Here is a 19504-nt window from a genome sequence, read left to right as displayed (position 1 = left end):
TTATGAAAATCAGCAAATTTATTCCAATTTTTATTTTACTTGTCATGACAACTACCGCTCAAGGTCAAGATTGGCCAAATTTCAGTAAATACCAGTCACAAAACGCTGCACTTGTCACTACTAACAAGAACCAAGGACGAATTGTTTTTATGGGCGACTCCATAACCGAATTTTGGAGCGCAACAGATTCTGATTTTTTTTCAGGAAAAAACTATATTAACAGAGGCATTAGCGGACAAACCACACCACAGATGTTGGTGCGTTTTAGAGCAGATGTTATTGCATTGAAACCGGAAGTAGTGCATATTTTAGCAGGAATCAATGATATTGCAGGTAACACAGGACCATCAACTATTGAAATGATTGCTGATAACATCTTTTCGATGGCGGAACTCGCTAAAAGTCATAACATCAAAGTAATATTATGCAGTGTATTGCCTGCAAACGATTTTCCTTGGAAACCCAATCAAAATCCAGCTGAAAAAGTTATTGCTCTTAATACAATGCTGAAAACCTACGCCAACGCGAACCAAATTGAATACATCGATTATTTTACCGCAATGAAAGACGATCGCAACGGACTCCCTTTAGCTTATTCTGGAGATGGTGTGCATCCCAATAAAATAGGATACCAAGCCATGGCTCCACTAGCAACCAAAGCTATTGAAAGAAGTTTGAAATAAAATCAATAAAAAAAGGCTCAAATTCATACTGATTTTGAGCCTTTTTTTTTAAATAAATCGTTCTATTTGATAAGTGTAGCGGTGCTTGATATAGTTGCGTTTAGTAACTTTGAAATCGGACAGTTTTTTTCTGCCTTTGTCACTAATTCTTGAAAAGCATCCTCGGTTATATCTTGTACTTTTGCTTGCACAGTTAAATGAGAGGTTTGTATGGCTCCATCAACAAAATCAATATCGCACTTAGTTTCTATTTGGTCTATTGCAAAACCAGCTTCTGAAATATAAGCGGTTAATTGCATCGTAAAACACCCTGAATGCGCTGCCGCAATCAATTCTTCGGGATTTGTACCTACTCCTTCATCAAACCTTGATTTAAATGAATATTGTGTACTTTGCAAAACAGTGCTTTGCGTACTCAAGTGACCAGCTCCTTCTTTTAAAGTGCCTTTCCAAACGGCGGTTGCATTTCTTTTCATAATAGTTTGTTTTTAGTTCATGTGTTTTATCAAAGATAGACGGAAGTCTTTAAACCAACTCTTTAAAAACTTTTTTTTAACACAAATTTGACTTAGCGATGTTCAACAAATCACCATAGAAATTAATAAATACAAAAAAAAGAATTAGTAAAGTAAAACAAACATTCAATCATATTTTGTAGTAAAATAATTAACTTTGTAAGGAACAGTTCGACTTCAAAACTTTTAAGAATCATTAAAACCTTGTCAATGTCAGATTTCATCAATAAGCAACTACTTCAATTTTTATCATTTTTAAAGAACCCAACAGACGAAGTTCCTTTGCCTACAACAATTGCATCAAAGTTTAAAATTGTTCTTTCGTTTTTTTTACTTGAAATACCTGTAATGCTCGTTTTGATTTTAATTATTAGCGGTCTAGAAACTGCTAAATTAATTAATACAGATAATCACTCCATCGAAACCTTATTAAAAACTGTACCAACAACAGCACTTTTTTTTCTCGTTGTGATTATTGCCCCTTTATTTGAAGAACTTATTTTTAGACTTTATTTGCGCTATGAAACGAATTTATTAATTGGAATAAGCATCAGATTTAGTCAACTTTTTTTTGATAGGGAAAAAGCCGCCCATTTCGATTTGGCTATGAACAGCAAATGGTCTCGGTTTTACCCGAAGATTTTCTACTTTTCGGCACTGCTATTTGGCCTTGTTCATCTCGTAAATTTTGAAATAACCCCTGCAATCCTTTTACTTTCGCCTATTATAGTGGCACCACAAATAGTATTAGGACTAGTAATTGGGTACTTAAGAGTTCGTCACGGCTTTTGGACTGGATTTTTGATGCATGCCTTCCATAATTTTGTATTCATTGGCATCAGTATCATAGCTCTTAAAACAAATCCTGACCTTGAAAAAAAGAAAATTTCGCAGCAGAAAATCATAGAATGGAACTCAAGCCAAGAATGCATAGTCCACAATACTTTAAAACACGAAAAAGTATTTCAGCTAAACAATGATAATACGTAGTAATTGTAACGAAAATAAAATTTTCCCAAACAAAAAATTGTGAGGTTTAAAATCAGCCAATTTGGTGCACAACAAGAGCATCAGCAAGGCTTTTCTCTCTCAAAAACAGATAATTTAAACTTTCTAAATAAAAACATTTTAGTCAAAACTAGGTAAGCTAATTGTAAATGTAGCTCCATTATTCACCCCTAAACTTACAGCAGAAATTTCTCCGTTAAATTTTTCTACTATTTTTTTGCAAAGATACAACCCAATACCTGTAGAATGCTCTCCTGCAGTACCAAGTCTGCTTTTACTTGTGAATTTTTGAAATAGTTCAGTCACTTTGTTGGGATCAAAACCAATACCATAATCCTTTATTTCAAAAATAATTCTTTTGTTCGCCTCAAAAATAGCAAACTCAATATGGCTGTTCTCAAATGAATACTTTAGCGCATTATCTACTACATTAACTAAAACTCTGGTAAGCAAATCAATATCAACTTTAAGCTTAACTGATTGTAGTATAACATTTTTCTGAAATACAATATTTTTAGATTTTAATTTCGCCTCCATTTCAAGTTGGATTTGTGCAACAAGAGATTCAAGAGGAACAGAAATTAATTTTTTACTTTTTTTAGTCACCTCATCCTCCGTGTGAATCAGTTTAATAAAAGAACCAATCATCTCCAATTGTTGTGTCATTGATACCTCTATCAACTGCGCATATTCTGTTACCTCCTCTGATCCTTTTTCGTCAATAATTAAAGTCGCAAGTGTCTTTGCATTTGCAGCAAAAGCTCTAAGATCATGTGATAAAAGATAAACCAAATCTTGCTTATCATCAATAAAACGCTCATTTTCAATTACAGCACTTTGTATATTTGCCAATAACAACCCTGCCTCATCTTGAAAATCAATGGGCAACTGCGGAATAATTCTTTTTTTACGATATTTTTGGAGTGCTTTAGAAGCAAGCTCAATAGGTTTTATTAACAATTTTAGCGTCCATAAAGTGATGGATGTGGCAAGCAAAGTAACAATTAGAATAAAATAAATTGCAGACTCTGCCGTAAAATGCTCTTTGCCAAAAAGCACAAAAAACACCAATCCAATTAAAGGCAAGTGAATTCCAACAAATGCAACAAACAAAAATTTGAAGGCATACCTTTTTTTAAGAAAAGAAATTTTTGATAACTGACTGTAAAAATGCATCTTATATATTTTAAATGTAAAAATGGAGGCTAAACGAAAATAATTAAATACAATAAGCTATTTCTGATTTAAATCATAAGAAAAAGTTAAAGCTTTTATGGTGATTGAAATGACGTACGATGAAATTAACTAATTGGTTTTTGTAGTATGACAAAAAGCACAAATTGACTAAAATTGTTAAATTACGCAGCAATCAAATAAATTTATCAAAGTTAAAAACTCCATTAAGCAGGTACATCCTTTACTTGAAAAAAAATAGGACTTAAAAATATTTCACAATTTAAATTCAAAAAACCATTCAATCCCTTATTTTTGCAGCATGGCTAAGAAAAATACAGACAAAGTTGTCTTTCATCAAATAAAAGTCCTTGATGCTGGTGCAAAAGGCGTATCAGTAGCAAAAGCTCCTGATGGTAAAGTAATCTTCATCCCGAATGTAGTTCCGGGTGATGTAGTTGATGTACAAACCTTTAAAAAACGCAAAGCGTATTACGAGGGCAAAGCAGTACATTTTCATGAATATTCAACACATCGCGTTGATCCTGTTTGCGAGCATTTTGGTGTTTGCGGAGGATGCAAATGGCAAAACATGAACTACAACCAACAATTGTTTTACAAGCAAAATGAGGTTCAAAATCATTTGCAACGCATCGGAAAAATTGAATTACCGGAGTTCGAAAATATTCTTGGTTCTGAGAAGAAGTTTTTTTACAGAAACAAAATGGAATTTTCTTTCTCGAATAGTCGCTGGTTGACTCAAGCCGAAATCGACAGTACAGACGATCTAGGGAACCGCAATGCCTTAGGTTTTCATATCCCAAAAATGTGGGATAAGATTTTGGATATTACCAAATGCCACCTTCAAGAAGATCCATCGAACGCGATTAGAAACGAAGTACGTGATTTTGCCAATGCAAACGGATTGACATTTTTCAACCCGAGAGAGCACGCTGGATTGCTGAGAACTTTAATGTTGCGTACAGCTTCTACTGGAGAAATCATGGTGTTGATTCAGTTTTTTGAAGATAACAAAGAACAAAGAGAATTATTACTTGACCATTTATATGCTAAATTCCCGCAAATTACTTCTTTGCAGTTTGTAATCAACAACAAAGCTAACGATACTTTATACGATACGACCATCGAATTATATAAAGGAAGAGATTACATCCTTGAAGAAATGGAAGGTTTAAAATTCAGCATTAATGCCAAGTCTTTTTATCAAACCAACTCTGACCAAGCCTACGAATTATACAAAATTACCCGCGATTTTGCAGGACTTACCGGTAATGAAGTAGTGTATGATTTATACACGGGAACGGGAACTATTGCGCAATTCGTATCTAAAAAAGCGAAAAAAGTAATTGGTGTAGAAAGTGTTCCTGATGCAATTAAAGACGCCAAAGCAAATGCCGTACGAAACGAAATAACCAATTGTGAGTTTTTTGTTGGAGATATGAAAGTGGTTTTCAACGATGCTTTCATTGCACAACACGGACAACCAGATGTAATTATCACTGATCCACCACGTGACGGAATGCACAAAGATGTAATTGAACAAATCATGAAAATTGCGCCTCAACGTGTGGTTTATGTTAGTTGTAATTCGGCTACACAAGCTCGTGATTTGGCTTTAATGGATGAAAAATATAAAGTAACGCGTGTGCGTCCTGTAGATATGTTTCCGCAAACGCATCACGTTGAAAATGTTGTTCTTTTAGAGCTAAGATAAACGCGACAGTTTCATTTTTTGTCAAAATTAGCTGTGTAACCACAATAATTTTGCTTAAAAAATGTTTGCCCTCAAGTACAAAAATATGCAAATGAAAAAAATAGTAGTGTTCATCATGCTCTTGGCGTGTGTATTCTCATCTTGTGAAAAGGATGATATTTGCGATGCGAATACACCAACCACTCCCCGACTCATTATCGAATTCTATGATTTCGATAATCCTTCGGTGCTAAAAAACGTATCCAACTTGAGAGTCATTGGCCAGGGAATGACTGAGCCACTATTGTTTAGTGGTGCTCCTACTACTAGCGGAAACAAAATCGCTTTGCCCTTGAGAACTGTCGGTACTACCACAACATTCAGCCTGACACTTAACTCCGGAAATTCAAATCCTGCTTTAATTGATGAAGATATTATCCGTTTTGATTACAGTACACAGGAGCTATTTGTATCTAGAGCGTGCGGCTACAAAAGTAACTTTACATTAGACCCAACCACGCCTTTTACACATACAGATCCGATTGCGGCTAACCAAAGATGGATCCGATTTATTTCAGTTGAAAAAAACAGTATAACTAACGAAAATGAAACACACCTTAAAATCTTTTTTTAGTAGTTTGCTTTTCTTTTCGATAGCGATCACTACTGCACAAGAAACAACAACAAAAGGAGAAATTCCGAAAGCACCCAAAGCAAATACTGCTGCACCTACAGTTAGTAATCAAAAACCGCTGAGCAATACAATTATAAATGATACAGTAAAAAAAGCTACTGTGGTGCCACCCAAAACAGATCGTTATGGGGTAAGGGTAGGTCTTGATTTATACAAAATTACAAGAGGTTTATATGACCGCGATTACAAAGGACTAGAACTTGTTGGAGATTACCGCTTGACTAAAAAATATTTTTTAGCCGCAGAGTTAGGTAACGAAAACAAAACCACTGATGACGATCGGGTAAACTTTACCACAAAAGGATCATACCTGAAAGTAGGTTTTGATTACAACGGCTACGAAAATTGGCTGGATATGGAAAACATCATTTCGATTGGTTTGCGCTACGGATTCAGTACTTTCAATCAACAATTGAATACGTATCGAATTTACAATGCCAATCCGTATTTTCAAGAAACACCAACTATAGCTTCTGGACGAAAATTTGAAGGATTGTCAGCAAGTTGGATCGAAGTAGTAGCAGGAATAAAAGCCAAAGTTTTTGATAATGTTTTTATGGGATTCAGCCTTCGCTTAAACCGATTGGTTACAAACAAAGAACCTGATAATTTTTCAAACCTATATATTCCGGGATTTAACCGCACTTATGATGGTAATTTTGGAGTAGGATTTAATTATACCGTGACGTACTTTGTTCCTATCTTTAAAAAGAAGGTAGCACCAAAAGTATTGATAAAAAAATAACCGCCAATTGGCGGTTATTTTTTTCATGTAGTTTCAACTACGATCCTATTTCTTTAAATCCTTTTACAAAAAGCCATTTCATATACAACTTCTCGCCATCTTTAGTTTTAACAGCTTGAAATTTAGGCGCGATTAATGTTCCTATTACAAATGCAGTTAGCGGGATCCAAATCCCTGTTAAATTGGTGTATTCTGCAATGGCGTAACGCGCTGCGATAAATAAAACCGCAAAACTAGCCAATTGATAAACAAATGCTTGTACTTGTTTTTTTGTCATTTCTTTATTTTTTTGAAAACATAAATCAACTTTTATAATTAAGCCTCTTCTGCTGCTTGTTCACCGTCGGCTTTACCAACTGCTGCAAATTTCGTTCGCTTACTACCTTCGTACATTTCGTATTTAGCCAATCGAGCTTCTAGTCCGGCATTAAATAATTTAATTTTACGAGAAGGTTTCAATCCCACAAACTTTAAGGCTTCTAGATTTGCTGTAATCATCCAAGCATTCGTACCCGGATAATTTTTCTTTAAAGTGTCACCAATATTTTTGTAAAATGCTTCCATGTGAATATCCAAACGCTCATCATACGGCGGATTGAATACGATATGCAATTTGCCTTCAGAAGTTTTTTCCGAATCGAAAAAGTTAGCTTCACTTATCGATACATAATCCTCAAGGTTAGCATTCCTGATGTTTTCTTTTGCTTTTAAAACCGCACTTGGCGCTTTGTCATAGCCTTTTATAGTGTAATGAAACTCGCGCACACGCTTAAGCAAACTATCTGTGATAGCATCGAATAAATCATTATCCCAATCGTTCCATTTTTCAAATGCAAATTGTTTTCTGTTGATATTCGCCGGAATGTTGCAAGCAATCATTGCTGCTTCGGCCAAGAAAGTCCCTGAACCACACATTGGATCTAAAAAATCCGATTGGCCATCCCAACCAGAAAGCAATAAAATTCCCGCTGCCAACACTTCATTAATAGGTGCTATATTGGTAGCCGTTCTATAACCACGTTGGTTCAACGCATTTCCAGAAGTATCTAATGCCACCGAAACTTGATCTTTGTCAATATGAATGTTGATGCGCAAATCAGGATGCACTTTGTCAATACTTGGGCGTTGTCCCGTACGTTCTCTAAACTGATCTACAATAGCATCTTTACATTTTTGTGAAACAAACTCCGAGTGATTAAAATAGGTAGAATGCACCGTTGTATCAATCACAAAAGTTTGATTGGCTTGCAATAATTTTGACCAATTCATGCTCGCAATACCGCGATACAAACCTTGTTCGTTATTGGCTTTAAAGAAATATATAGGTTTTAAAATTTTTAAAGCCGTACGCAAAGACAAATTCGCTTTGTACATAAAACCTTTATCCCCTTTAAAACTAACCATTCTTACACCTTGCTCCACGTTTTGTGCGCCAAGCATTTGCAATTCTTTTGCTAATATTTCTTCAAAACCAAAAAAGGTTTTGGCAATCATTTTAAAATTATTTTCCATTGTAAAATCAAGTATTCGTTGCAAAAATACACTAAATTTGCATCAATCGAATTAATTGAAAAAGAATAAATGTCTGCAGATCAAAATACGTCTCAAGAAAACCAAGAACTTGCTAAAGCCAATTGGTACACTTCCTGGTTTGACACTCCTTATTACCACATCCTTTACAAAGACCGTAATTACCGAGAAGCGCAGCTTTTCATGGATAATTTAACCCACTACCTTAACTTACCTGAAAAAGCAAAAGTTTTGGATTTAGCCTGTGGCAAAGGCCGTCATTCTATTTACTTGAATCAATTAGGATTTGATGTTTTGGGTGCCGATTTATCAACCAACAGCATTGAAACAGCCAAGAAAAACGAGAATAACAATTTGCACTTCAAAGAACACGACATGCGCGTTCCTTTTGAAGAAAAATTCGATGCTATCTTTAATCTTTTTACCAGTTTTGGGTATTTTGAAAATGACGAAGACAATTTAACAACCCTAAAAGCCATCAAAGAAAGTTTATCTGAGTACGGCTTTGCAGTGATTGATTTCATGAACGTTAATCAGGTGTTGAACACACTGGTACCCGAAGAAACAAAAACCGTTGACGGAATCGATTTTCACATCACCCGTTACTTGAAGGATGGACACATTTACAAAGAAATTCAATTTCAAGACCAAGGACAAGACTACCATTTTACCGAAAAAGTAAAAGCTCTAACCCTAACCGACTTTGAAAACCTTATGGAAGAAGCCGGAATTTATCTCTTAGACCTTTTTGGCGATTATAAATTGAAAAAATTCCATAAAACAGAGAGCGAACGATTGATTATGATTTTTAAATAGGAAACGATTGTTATGTATCACAGCTACAAAATGAAAGTGTAGTTGCAGATTAAAACAACAATTTATTCGTTAAGCAAAGCCCATGAATTACCTATTGCCCTTACTTTCTGTTTTACTTGGTTACATCATAGCACTTGCGCTAAAACCAAAAAACAAAACCAACTTAAAATTACTACTCGCCTTTAGCGGGTCGTTTTTGTTGTCGCTAACAGTCATGCACTTGCTGCCTGAAATTTACGAAAGTAGCATAAGCAATATTGGTTTGTTTATCATGCTGGGGATTTTGTTCCAAATTATCTTAGAATTCTTCTCCAAAGGCGCAGAGCACGGACACGTTCACGGCAAAGCCAGCATGAGCCAAATTCCGTGGTTGCTATTCATCAGTTTGTGCATACATGCCTTTCTCGAAGGCTTTCCGGTAAGCCATCACCACGATTTAGCATTAGGAATAGCCATTCATCACCTGCCAATCGCTATTATTTTGACTACGTTTTTCATTAACGGAAATCTCAATAAAACGGCCATTTTTTTCTTCATGATCACTTTTTCAGTCATGACACCTTTGGGCACCTTTTTATCTGATTATCTGCCTATTTTAAATCAGTATTACGCCGAGCTAACCGCAATTGTGATCGGAATTTTATTTCACATTTCCTCCACCATTATTTTTGAAAGTAGCGAAGGCCACAAATTCAATATCGCCAAGGTTTCCATGATTGTAATTGGTATTGCATTGGCATATTTTTTATAAATTTACAAGGTGGGCGTGCCCGCCAAAAAAAGGCGGTCGGGCTATCCGCTGCAATCTTTTTTCATTTCGCTACCGCTGCATGATAAAAGGATTTCCGCTTTTATCCCTCACGCGCGACCTGAATCAATAGAAAATTTTGTGCTTTGGCACTCAAAATATAGTAGCAATGGAATTTACAAAAACCACCGAACAAGCCTCCAAATACGACCATTTAGAAAAAATGTCGGTTCAGGAATTGTTAACCAATATCAACCAAGAAGACCAAACCGTACCACAAGCAGTGGCAAAAGCCATCCCGCAAATAGAAGCGCTTGTACAGGAAATTGTGCGCAAAATGCAGCAAGGCGGGCGTTTGTTTTACATTGGCGCAGGAACATCCGGCCGATTAGGAGTAGTTGATGCCTCCGAGTGTCCACCTACTTTTGGAGTTCCGTTTGATTTAGTTGTGGGTATCATTGCAGGTGGTGATGCAGCTATACGCAAAGCCGTTGAAAATGCCGAAGACAATGCCACACAAGCCTGGCTTGACTTGCAAGCTTTTAACATCAATACCAATGATGTCGTTATCGGAATCGCTGCTTCAGGCACTACGCCCTACGTAATTGGCGGTTTACAGGCTTGCAACCTAAACAACATAACAACCGGAAGCATTTCGTGTAATGCCAACAGTCCGCTTTCGCAAACCGCACAATTCCCTATTGATGTGGTTGTAGGTCCTGAATTCGTAACTGGTAGTTCACGCATGAAAGCCGGAACAGCACAAAAACTGGTTCTAAATATGATTTCGACTACAAGCATGATTCAGCTCGGAAAAGTAAAAGGAAACAAAATGGTCGATATGCAACTCAGCAACAACAAACTTGTTGATCGTGGCATTAAAATGATCATGGACGAAATTCCTGTTACCTACGAGCAAGCATCTGCCTTATTATTGGAACACAAAAGTGTACGACAAGCGGTGATGAATTATAGTGCATCAAGGTCGTAGATAGCTTCAAGGATCCTGCAAAATAATCAATTCAAGAAACTGAAACAGCTATGAACGAAGAATTTATCACATTTGAAAAATTTAATGACCAAAATTCAGCAAAAGAATTAGGCGAATTGATAGCTGAACAAAATATTGAATTTGTATTAGTAGATAATTCTTTAAGTTTCGACCCAACTTTTGCAAACAATGGCTTTGGAAAAGAATACTGTATCAAACTCAAGAAAAATGACTTTGAAAAAGCTAACAAGATACTTGCAGAAAAGTCGGAAAACGAAACAAATGAAATTGATAACGATTACTATTTATTGAGTTTTACCGACGACGAATTAATTGAAGTGATTACAAAAAGTGATGAATGGAACAAGTTTGACATTTCTCTTGCTAAAAAATTACTTAAAGATAAAGGCAAAGAAATTACGCCAGAAAAAATTGAAGAAATAAAAAGGCAAAGAATTATAGAATTATCAAAACCAGAAGAAGGACAAAAAGGATACATAATTTTGGGATATATAACTGCTTTTTTAGGCGGATTATTGGGGATTTTTATTGGGTGGCATTTGTTAACTTATAAAAAAACACTACCAAATGGAAACCGAATTTATGCTTATTCAGAAAATGACAGAAAACAAGGAAATCGCATTTTAACAATTGGTTATATATTTTTGGCGTTTTGGTTACTAGTTAGAATTTTGATTTAAACAACATAAAACGACAACTGTTAATACGCGATACCAACAATTTGCTTTCGTAAATTACCGACAAAATTGTTTTGTGTTTAAAAGTTGCAAAAACTAAGACCTCAAAATTACAAACTGCATAAACTATCACTATGAGCACCAACAGAGTACTTTTATCCAAAGGAGTTAAATATTTAGCGGGTTCGTTGCCGCTGTTATTTATTGGACCGTCCTTGATTTATAATGCCTTCATGAACCAAGGAAATGTTTGGCATTATTTAATTCTTGCTATAGGTATTGCAGCCTGCGGTGCCGCGATGTATTGCATGTTTAAAGGTCTAAAAATAATCATGCAAAGCTTATTTAACGATTAATGGAAGAATTACTCTATTTTCAAAAAAAATTCGATAAAATCGTGCTGCCTTCATACAAACTCACCAACCGTGAATTTGAAGATTGTGTTTTTACTAACTGCGATTTCTCTTCTAGCAATTGGTCGCAAACCACTTTTATGGATTGTGAGTTTATCGATTGTAATTTGGCGCTGATTCAAACCGCTAGCTGCAGTTTCAAAAATGTACAATTTACCAATTGCAAATTATTAGGCATTGCTTTTGATCAATGTGCTGATTTTTTGTTTCAAGTTAGTTTTCAGGATTGCAACCTAGATTACGCCTCGTTTGCCAATAAAAAAATGCCTAAAACTAATTTTATTGCTTGTTCCCTAAAAGAAGTAAGTTTTGTTGGCAGTACACTTACAGGCTCTAGTTTTGAAGACAGTACGCTTGAAGGCGCAATTTTTAATAATACGCAATTAGCCTCGGTAGATTTTACCAAAGCAAGTAATTATAAGATTGACCCCGAATACAATCCCATGCGCAAAGCCAAATTTTCGGCGCAAGGAATTGTGGGATTATTGGATAAATATGATATCAAAATAGTTTAATTTTACCCCAGATGGCAGTGAAAACAGGGTTGCTGTTTTTTGAGTTCTTTTTCTTGCCCAAAAAGAGCGACCAACGGAAGCTCCTTTTGGGACAGTAGAAAAAAAGCAAAAAACGCAACACGTTGCAACGAACAGCTGGAATAGGTTCTAAAAAAAACAAGAATGAAAAAAATTATTGCATTAGTAAGTATTTTTATGTTGGCTTCCTGCTACGAGCAAGAACGCAATTGTAAGGATTTTAAAACTGGAAAATTCAAGTTTGAATACGAGGTAGATGGCGTTAAAAAAACGACTGTTTTTGAGCGCAACGACAGTATTGAAATTGAAACTTTTGAAGGAAAAACGGATACGGCCAGCATTAGATGGGTGAATGATTGCGAATATGTTTTGCTCAAATTGCATCCAAAAAATATGGCCGAAGAAAAAGCGATTGGTATGAAAATTTTAACCACTACTAAGGATTCTTACACATTTGAATTCGGGATGGTAGGCTCTGATGCTAAGCAGCGCGGTACTGTAACGAAAATTAATGATTAATTTAGACTTTTAAACACTATAAAATGGAAGTATTTTTGAACCCGGATGCTTGGGTAGCCTTATTAACGTTGACTTTTCTTGAAATTGTTTTGGGAATTGACAACATTATTTTTATTTCGATTGCAACGGGTAAATTGCCAGTAGAACAACGCAAGAAAGCCACCAAAATTGGTATGTTTTTGGCCATGTTCATGCGTATTGCGCTATTATTTGGTATCAATATTTTGATTCAAATGAAAGAGCCTTGGTTTCATATTGATTTTTCTTGGTTTTCAGCTGGAATTACAGGACAGAGTTTGATTCTGTTTGGCGGTGGATTGTTCTTAATTTACAAAAGCACCAATGAAATTAGAGAGAAAGTGGACGAAAAAGGCCATGAAGAAAAAGAGTTGGGCAAAGCGGCTACTAAATCCTTTCAAAATGTAATTTTTCAGATTATTTTAATTGACCTTGTCTTTTCTTTTGATAGTATTTTAACTGCCGTGGGAATGACCAATGGCGTTGAAGGTGCTCTTTATATAATGATTACTGCTGTAGTAATTTCGGTACTTATAATGATGCAGTTTGCAGTTCCTGTTGGGAATTTTGTAAACAAACATCCGTCGATTCAAATTTTGGGATTGTCATTTTTGATCTTGATTGGAATGATGCTACTTACAGAAAGTGCACATTTATCTAACGCTTTAATCTTTGGAAGTCATGTGACTCCGGTGCCAAAAGGCTACTTGTACTTTGCCATTTCATTCTCATTATTAGTAGAAGTACTAAATATGAAAATGAATAAAAGTAAAAGTAAATCGTGAATGGTGAGTTGTGAGAAGTGAACTCAAATTCATTTATAAAATAGAATGCCCCCAAATAGTATCGCACTATTTGGGGGCATTTTTTATGGATAATAAAATTAATCTAAACTCATGGTGATTTGACCATCATCTTCAAGTTGTACAGGACCGGTATCTTCATCGCTTAAAACAGTTGGTTCAGGAACATCTTCTACTGGTTCTTCATACGGCAGTGGATCTAGCAAATTGACTTGTTTTAATTTATCCGTAGTCAATTGATTGCCCTGTGCTTTAAATCCTTTTACGGCGATAAAAGCCTCTACATCTACAATTTGATTTTCTTTTTGAACGCCTTTTACTTTTGCAAAAATCAATTCGGCTACGGGTCTGTAGTCGGTTGAAACAATTTCGAGTCTGGAATTAGCATGCTCTGAAATGAAAGCTTCTTCTTTGTTCTCGGTTTCTACCAAAAAGCGTTTAATGTAGTAGCGTTCTTTTTCGCCATCATAATAAATAGCCGAAATTGGTTTTTTAGGATTCCATTTTTCCAAAACAATCATGTCTTGATCAAAATGTGTGGTTAATTCAGGTGTAATCACTTTTAATTTCCCTGATTGCGAAACGATCAAAATTTTATCAGAAGGTCTGAATTCGCCTAACAATTCCCCACGTCCGTCTACATTTAATCGTTGTACCGTATCGTCAAACCAGACTTTACGAGGTAACAAAGTAGAAATTCCTTTTTCTTTCAGTTCAATCTTTTTGATTGGGTATTTGGTGACTAAATTTCCTTTTGAACTTCGCCCTTTGATGGCTAAGTTAGCAAAGTCAATATCAAATTTCAATTTTTTGATCGTTCCCACCTGACGCAACAAAATAGTAATAACCTCAGCCTCTCCGTTTGGATTGCATGAAAAGTATACAATTTGAGATCCCGCAGTTTCATTGGTTAAATCATACGCTTTATCACGCGTAACGCCCGATACATTAAAACGTTTGATGTACGATGGACCCGATTTTCCATCTCGGTAAATCAAGTTGTAAATCGTACGCTTGTCGCTTTTGTCAAAAATAGCTACGTGAATAATATCTTTACCCACAAAAGTTTTTGCATCGACTTTTGTAATCATCATTTTTCCATCGCGCAAAAACACAATCACATCGTCAATATCAGAACAATCAGTAACGTATTCGTCTTTCTTTAAACTCGTACCCACAAAACCTTCTTCGCGATTGACATACAGTTTGGTGTTGCGTAAGACTACTTTTGTTGCTTCGATATCATCAAAAATGCGCAATTCGGTTTGGCGTTCGCGTCCTTTACCGTATTTCTCTTTTAACTTGGTAAAATAAGCAATTGCAAAATCGTTTAAGTTTGCTAAATGATGCTCTACTTCTTGCATTTCAGCTTCTAACTTGGCAATCATATCGTCAGCCTTATCCGAATCAAAACGCGTGATACGAATCATCGGAATTTGCGTTAAGCGCTGTAAATCGTCATCATTAATTTCTCTGACAAATGATTTTTTGAAAGGCTCAAAACGATCGTATAAGTATTTGTAAAGCGATTCTCTATCCGAATACAATTTGAAATCAATGTACATTTCTTCTCGAATAAATATCTTTTCGAGAGTAGAAAAATGCCACTTGTTTTTTAATTCTTCGAGTTGAATTTCGAGTTCTTGTTTTAGTAAATCAACTGTTCTGTGAGTGGAAATACGCAACATTTCAGACACTCCAATAAACAACGGTTTGTTATCCTCAATTACACAGCCCAAAGGCGCTACTGATGTTTCGCAAGCTGTAAAAGCAAACAAAGCATCAATGGTTTTATCTGGAGAAACTCCTGGAAAAAGATGAATTAAAATTTCAACTTCGGCAGCAGTATTGTCTTCAATTTTTTTGATTTTAATTTTGCCTTTTTCATTGGCTTTCAAAATACTATCAATCAAAGTAGTCGTATTGGTCGAAAACGGAATTTGAGTAATCACCAAAGTATTCTTATCCAACTGGGCAATTTTAGCACGAACGCGTACACGTCCGCCACGCATTCCGTCATTGTAATTCGATACATCAGCAATACCTTGCGTCAAGAAATCTGGATATAAGGTAAATGATTTTCCTTTTAATATTTTAACCGAAGCATCGAGCAATTCGTTGAAATTGTGCGGCAACACTTTCGTGGAAAGTCCTACTGCAATACCTTCTGCTCCTTGTGCCAAAAGCAATGGAAACTTAACAGGAAGATTGTTTGGCTCAGCACGACGGCCGTCATACGAAACACCCCAATCGGTAATTTTTGGAGAATACAAAACCTCCAAAGCAAATTTAGACAAACGCGCCTCAATGTAACGCGAAGCCGCAGCACCATCACCTGTTAGGATATTTCCCCAGTTTCCTTGGCAGTCAATTAATAAATCTTTCTGACCAATTTGTACCATCGCGTCACCAATACTCGCATCTCCGTGTGGATGATACTGCATCGTGTGCCCTACTACATTGGCTACCTTATTGTAGCGACCGTCATCCAACTCTTTAAGCGAGTGCATGATACGGCGTTGAACGGGCTTGAAACCATCTTCAATAGCTGGTACGGCGCGTTCCAGAATTACATACGAAGCATAATCCAGAAACCAGTCTTTGTACATGCCCGTAACCTTGGTTATGGTATCGCCTTCTTCATTATTGTTTTCGTAAAAATGCTGCATGCCATTCGAAGTTTTTATATCTTCGAAACCAGCGTCATTGCTTGCATCTTCATTTTCTTCTCCCTCAGGAATTGTATTTTCGTCTTCTTCGTCTTTCATTTATTTTGATTCCGAAATTAATTGTATTAAATCTTCTCTGCTAGGCAGAATTGTTTTGTATTTACTGGCAAATATTTGCTCATTATTTTCAGGCAAAGTATACTCGACTACTAAATCGCTTTTGTTTTGGCAAAGCACAATGCCAATCGTTTTATTTTCATCTTCCAAACGCATTTCTCTGTCATAATAATTGACATACATTTGCATTTGTCCTAAGTCTTGATGCTTCAGTTCCCCTATTTTTAAATCAATTAGAACAAAACATTTTAATATTCGGTTATAAAAAACCAAATCGATTCGAAAATGTTTATCATCAAAAGTAATTCTGTTTTGTCTCGCTACAAAAGTAAAACCGTGACCTAATTCTAATAGAAAATGCTCTAGTTTATTAATGATTTCCTCTTCTAGTTCCGATTCGGAATACTGATGCAATTCAGGTAAGCCTAGAAATTCTAAAATATAAGGATCTTTAATAATATCTTTTGGTTTCTCAATAATTTGACCCTTCTCAGAAAGTTTCAAAATCCCTTCTTTATCTCTGCTCAAAGCCAATCGTGTGTAAAGTGCCGAATCATATTGTCGTTTTAATTCGCGAACACTCCAATTGTATTTTTCGGCTTCTATTTCATAGAAACGTCTTTCTTTTTCATCATCTATTCGAATCAAAAAATTATAATGAGACCAAGTTAATTTGAAAATCAAAGTTAGTCTTGCTGATTTTAATCGGTCATCTTGTGATAATCTAAATTCACTTTCTCTTATTTGTAATTCCGTAGACAGTGACTGTGATTTTATATTTTCAGAAATCGTAGACACTGTCAACGAATTTGAATAAATTGTATAAAACTTTCTGATTCTCTCTAGATTTTCAACTGAAAACCCTTTCCCAAACTCAGTAGTTAACTCTTTAGAAAGTCCTTTCAATAATTGCTTCCCATATTCAGCTCGGTTGTTTCCATTTTGTTCTTCTTCAACAATCATTCTTCCAATTTCAAAATAGGCATACACCATTGTTGAGTTTACAGTACGTAGAACTTGCGTTCGAGCATTTTGTAGTAACTCAACAACTTGAGAAAATAAAACTTTATTTTGAAGATTTTCTGACACAATAAAACCTATATTACTCCTCTACCAAAGCATCCAACTCCACCTTCAAGTTCTTAATAATAAAATCTTGTCGATCTGGTGTATTTTTACCCATGTAGAAAGACAATAACTGCTCAATCGACGTATTTTTATCCATCATAATAGGATCTAAACGAATGGTTTCTCCAATAAAATTCTTGAACTCATCTGGTGAAATCTCACCTAATCCTTTAAATCGTGTGATTTCTGGTTTTGGTTTTAGTTTTTCGATGGCATCTTTTCGCTCTTCTTCAGAGTAACAATAAATGGTTTCTTTCTTGTTTCGAACCCTAAACAATGGCGTTTGCAAAATATACAAATGCCCTTCTTTAATTAATTCTGGGAAAAATTGCAAAAAGAAGGTAATCAACAACAATCGAATGTGCATTCCATCGACATCTGCATCGGTAGCGATTACAATGTTGTTGTAACGCAGCTTTTCGAGACCGTCCTCAATATCTAAAGCAGCTTGTAGCAAGTTAAACTCTTCGTTTTCGTACACAATTTTTTTACTCATTCCGTATGAGTTCAGCGGCTTTCCACGCAAACTAAACACGGCTTGCGTATTTACATCGCGCGACTTGGTAATGGATCCCGAAGCCGAATCTCCCTCGGTAATAAAAAGTGTACTCTCTAAGTTTCTAGGATTTTTAGTATCGGGCAAGTGCGCACGACAATCTCGCAATTTTTTATTGTGTAGATTGGCTTTTTTAGCACGATCTGTAGCTAGTTTTCTAATTCCAGATAACTCTTTTCGCTCGCGCTCCGCCTGCAAAATTTTACGCAATAAAGCTTCTGCCGTGGGTGGATTTTTATGTAAATAGTTATCTAGTTTATTTTTTATAAAATCGTTTACAAACGTACGAACAGAAACTGGCGGCGTGCCATCATCTGATCTCATATCTGTGGAACCTAATTTAGTTTTAGTCTGCGACTCAAATACCGGTTCCATCACCTTGATGCTTATAGCACTCACAATCGATTTTCGCACATCCGATGCTTCGAAGTTTTTGTTATAAAACTCTCTGATTGTTTTTACAATGGCTTCTCTGTAAGCTGCCAAGTGCGTTCCTCCTTGTGTTGTGTTTTGACCGTTTACAAACGAGTGGTATTCCTCACTGTATTGCGTTTTACTGTGAGTAAGCGCAATTTCAATATCGTGTTCCTTGAGGTGAATAATTGGGTATTCTTGGTCTTCGACATTGATTGTTTCTTCTAATAAATCGCGAAGCCCGTTTTCCGAAATGTATTTTTCACCATTAAAAATAATCGTCAAACCATTGTTCAAGTAACAATAGTTTTTGACCATTTTGATCACATATTCCATTCGGAATTTGTAATTTTTAAAAATGGTTTCATCAGGCGTAAAAGTTACTTTTGTTCCTTTACGCTTGGTGGTATCAATGATATCTTCTTCAAGGACTAAATTTCCGGCCGAAAACTCAGCAGCTTTTTGCTTGTCATCTCGAACTGATTCTACCCTAAAATAATTCGACAAAGCATTGACAGCCTTGGTACCCACACCGTTCAAACCAACCGATTTCTGGAATGCTTTAGAGTCGTATTTACCACCCGTATTCATTTTCGAAACCACATCAACGACTTTCCCTAACGGAATTCCGCGGCCGTAATCACGCACCGAAACCGTTTTGTCGCGAATAGTTACCTCAATCGTTTTGCCCGAACCCATGACAAACTCATCGATACAGTTGTCAAGAACTTCTTTTAATAAAATATAAATACCGTCATCTGGCGAGGAGCCATCACCTAATTTCCCGATATACATCCCGGGACGCATACGGATGTGCTCTTTCCAGTCGAGTGACCGAATATTATCTTCGGTATATTGATTTTGATTGGACATGGTAAAAATTGTGGATTTTAACTTCGTTCAGTTAGGCCTTCGCTATCCGCCTAGCCCTCGAAAGCGCTAATATAGCGCATCTCAAACTATATAAAAAGCAGATGCTGGCAAAGTTATTAAAAATGATATTGACAACGAAACCCCAC

General features: G+C 35.9%; 20 protein-coding genes. 13 read left to right on the top strand and 7 right to left on the bottom strand.

All coding sequences use genetic code 11. The annotated features are described in order from the left end of the window. The first annotated feature begins 2 nt into the window (after positions 1–2). The gene (locus G9Q29_RS11625; RefSeq protein WP_225872931.1) at positions 3–683 is read left to right on the top strand and encodes an SGNH/GDSL hydrolase family protein; all 681 of its coding nucleotides are present in this window, start codon (positions 3–5) and stop codon (positions 681–683) included. Between the two features lie 62 nt (positions 684–745). On the opposite strand, the gene G9Q29_RS11620 is transcribed toward G9Q29_RS11625, so the two are convergent. Then, a complete protein-coding gene (locus G9Q29_RS11620) occupies positions 746–1159 on the bottom strand; it encodes an OsmC family protein (RefSeq protein WP_166137472.1) in 414 nt (137 codons plus the stop codon). A gap of 249 nt (positions 1160–1408) precedes the next feature. On the opposite strand from G9Q29_RS11620, the gene G9Q29_RS11615 reads away from it, so the two are divergent. Then, a complete protein-coding gene (locus G9Q29_RS11615; protein ID WP_166137469.1) occupies positions 1409–2188 on the top strand; it encodes a CPBP family intramembrane glutamic endopeptidase in 780 nt (259 codons plus the stop codon). 138 nt (positions 2189–2326) lie between these two features. Here the strand turns inward: G9Q29_RS11615 and G9Q29_RS11610 are convergent, their stop codons facing one another. Beyond that, complete coding sequence (locus tag G9Q29_RS11610; protein WP_166137466.1) at positions 2327–3382, bottom strand: sensor histidine kinase; 1056 nt, start codon at positions 3380–3382, stop codon at positions 2327–2329. 319 nt (positions 3383–3701) lie between these two features. Here G9Q29_RS11610 and rlmD point away from each other — a divergent pair, with 319 nt between their 5' ends. From rlmD to G9Q29_RS11595, 3 genes are all read left to right on the top strand, one after another. Next, positions 3702–5114 (top strand): 23S rRNA (uracil(1939)-C(5))-methyltransferase RlmD, encoded by a 1413-nt coding sequence (gene rlmD / locus G9Q29_RS11605; protein ID WP_166137463.1) that lies wholly within the window; start codon positions 3702–3704, stop codon positions 5112–5114. A 61-nt stretch (positions 5115–5175) separates the two neighbouring features. Beyond that, positions 5176–5727: a DUF6452 family protein gene (locus tag G9Q29_RS11600; RefSeq protein ID WP_225872930.1), complete on the top strand. Its 552-nt coding sequence runs from the start codon at positions 5176–5178 to the stop codon at positions 5725–5727. Then, positions 5699–6532 carry a DUF6048 family protein gene (locus G9Q29_RS11595; protein WP_166137460.1) on the top strand — a complete coding sequence of 278 codons (834 nt, stop codon included), beginning with the start codon at positions 5699–5701 and terminating at the stop codon, positions 6530–6532. Before G9Q29_RS11600 ends, G9Q29_RS11595 begins: the two co-directional genes overlap by 29 nt. A gap of 37 nt (positions 6533–6569) precedes the next feature. Here the strand turns inward: G9Q29_RS11595 and G9Q29_RS11590 are convergent, their stop codons facing one another. After that, positions 6570–6809: a hypothetical protein gene (locus G9Q29_RS11590; protein WP_166137457.1), complete on the bottom strand. Its 240-nt coding sequence runs from the start codon at positions 6807–6809 to the stop codon at positions 6570–6572. A gap of 38 nt (positions 6810–6847) precedes the next feature. Continuing rightward, positions 6848–8044, bottom strand: a complete 1197-nt coding sequence (locus G9Q29_RS11585; protein WP_166137454.1) for a THUMP domain-containing class I SAM-dependent RNA methyltransferase — start codon at positions 8042–8044, stop codon at positions 6848–6850. 69 nt (positions 8045–8113) lie between these two features. Between G9Q29_RS11585 and G9Q29_RS11580 the strand changes: the two genes are divergently transcribed. The 8 genes from G9Q29_RS11580 (at position 8114) to G9Q29_RS11545 (ending at position 13583) form a co-directional block, all read left to right on the top strand. Beyond that, on the top strand, positions 8114–8878 hold the full coding sequence (locus G9Q29_RS11580; protein WP_166137451.1) for a class I SAM-dependent methyltransferase: 765 nt from the start codon (positions 8114–8116) through the stop codon (positions 8876–8878). An 82-nt stretch (positions 8879–8960) separates the two neighbouring features. Beyond that, positions 8961–9629 carry a ZIP family metal transporter gene (locus tag G9Q29_RS11575; RefSeq protein ID WP_166137448.1) on the top strand — a complete coding sequence of 223 codons (669 nt, stop codon included), beginning with the start codon at positions 8961–8963 and terminating at the stop codon, positions 9627–9629. 166 nt (positions 9630–9795) lie between these two features. Further along, positions 9796–10617, top strand: coding sequence for an N-acetylmuramic acid 6-phosphate etherase (gene murQ / locus G9Q29_RS11570; RefSeq protein ID WP_166137445.1), 822 nt, complete (start codon positions 9796–9798; stop codon positions 10615–10617). A gap of 50 nt (positions 10618–10667) precedes the next feature. Continuing rightward, positions 10668–11318: a hypothetical protein gene (locus tag G9Q29_RS11565; RefSeq protein ID WP_166137442.1), complete on the top strand. Its 651-nt coding sequence runs from the start codon at positions 10668–10670 to the stop codon at positions 11316–11318. A gap of 131 nt (positions 11319–11449) precedes the next feature. Next, entirely contained in the window at positions 11450–11671 is a 222-nt protein-coding gene (locus G9Q29_RS11560) for a DUF6095 family protein (protein WP_166137439.1), read from the top strand. After that, a complete protein-coding gene (locus G9Q29_RS11555; protein ID WP_166137436.1) occupies positions 11671–12243 on the top strand; it encodes a pentapeptide repeat-containing protein in 573 nt (190 codons plus the stop codon). The genes G9Q29_RS11560 and G9Q29_RS11555 overlap by 1 nt, the downstream gene beginning before the upstream one ends. A gap of 162 nt (positions 12244–12405) precedes the next feature. Further along, positions 12406–12780, top strand: a complete 375-nt coding sequence (locus G9Q29_RS11550) for a DNA topoisomerase IV (protein ID WP_166137433.1) — start codon at positions 12406–12408, stop codon at positions 12778–12780. Positions 12781–12803: 23 nt separating this feature from the next. After that, on the top strand, positions 12804–13583 hold the full coding sequence (locus G9Q29_RS11545; RefSeq protein ID WP_166137430.1) for a TerC family protein: 780 nt from the start codon (positions 12804–12806) through the stop codon (positions 13581–13583). 98 nt (positions 13584–13681) lie between these two features. Here G9Q29_RS11545 and G9Q29_RS11540 read toward each other — a convergent pair whose 3' ends face one another. From G9Q29_RS11540 to G9Q29_RS11530, 3 genes are read right to left on the bottom strand one after another with little or no spacing between them, the layout of a single operon-like run. After that, entirely contained in the window at positions 13682–16369 is a 2688-nt protein-coding gene (locus G9Q29_RS11540; RefSeq protein WP_166137427.1) for a DNA gyrase/topoisomerase IV subunit A, read from the bottom strand. Next, positions 16370–17476, bottom strand: coding sequence for a PDDEXK nuclease domain-containing protein (locus G9Q29_RS14950; RefSeq protein WP_166137424.1), 1107 nt, complete (start codon positions 17474–17476; stop codon positions 16370–16372). Positions 17477–17489: 13 nt separating this feature from the next. Then, complete coding sequence (locus G9Q29_RS11530) at positions 17490–19358, bottom strand: DNA topoisomerase IV subunit B (RefSeq protein WP_166137422.1); 1869 nt, start codon at positions 19356–19358, stop codon at positions 17490–17492. Positions 19359–19504: the final 146 nt, after the last annotated feature.

The organism is Flavobacterium turcicum, assembly GCF_011365745.1.
Classification (GTDB): domain Bacteria; phylum Bacteroidota; class Bacteroidia; order Flavobacteriales; family Flavobacteriaceae; genus Flavobacterium; species Flavobacterium turcicum.
Note: the sequence above shows the minus strand (reverse complement) of the source record. Positions and strands in the feature narration are given on the sequence as shown.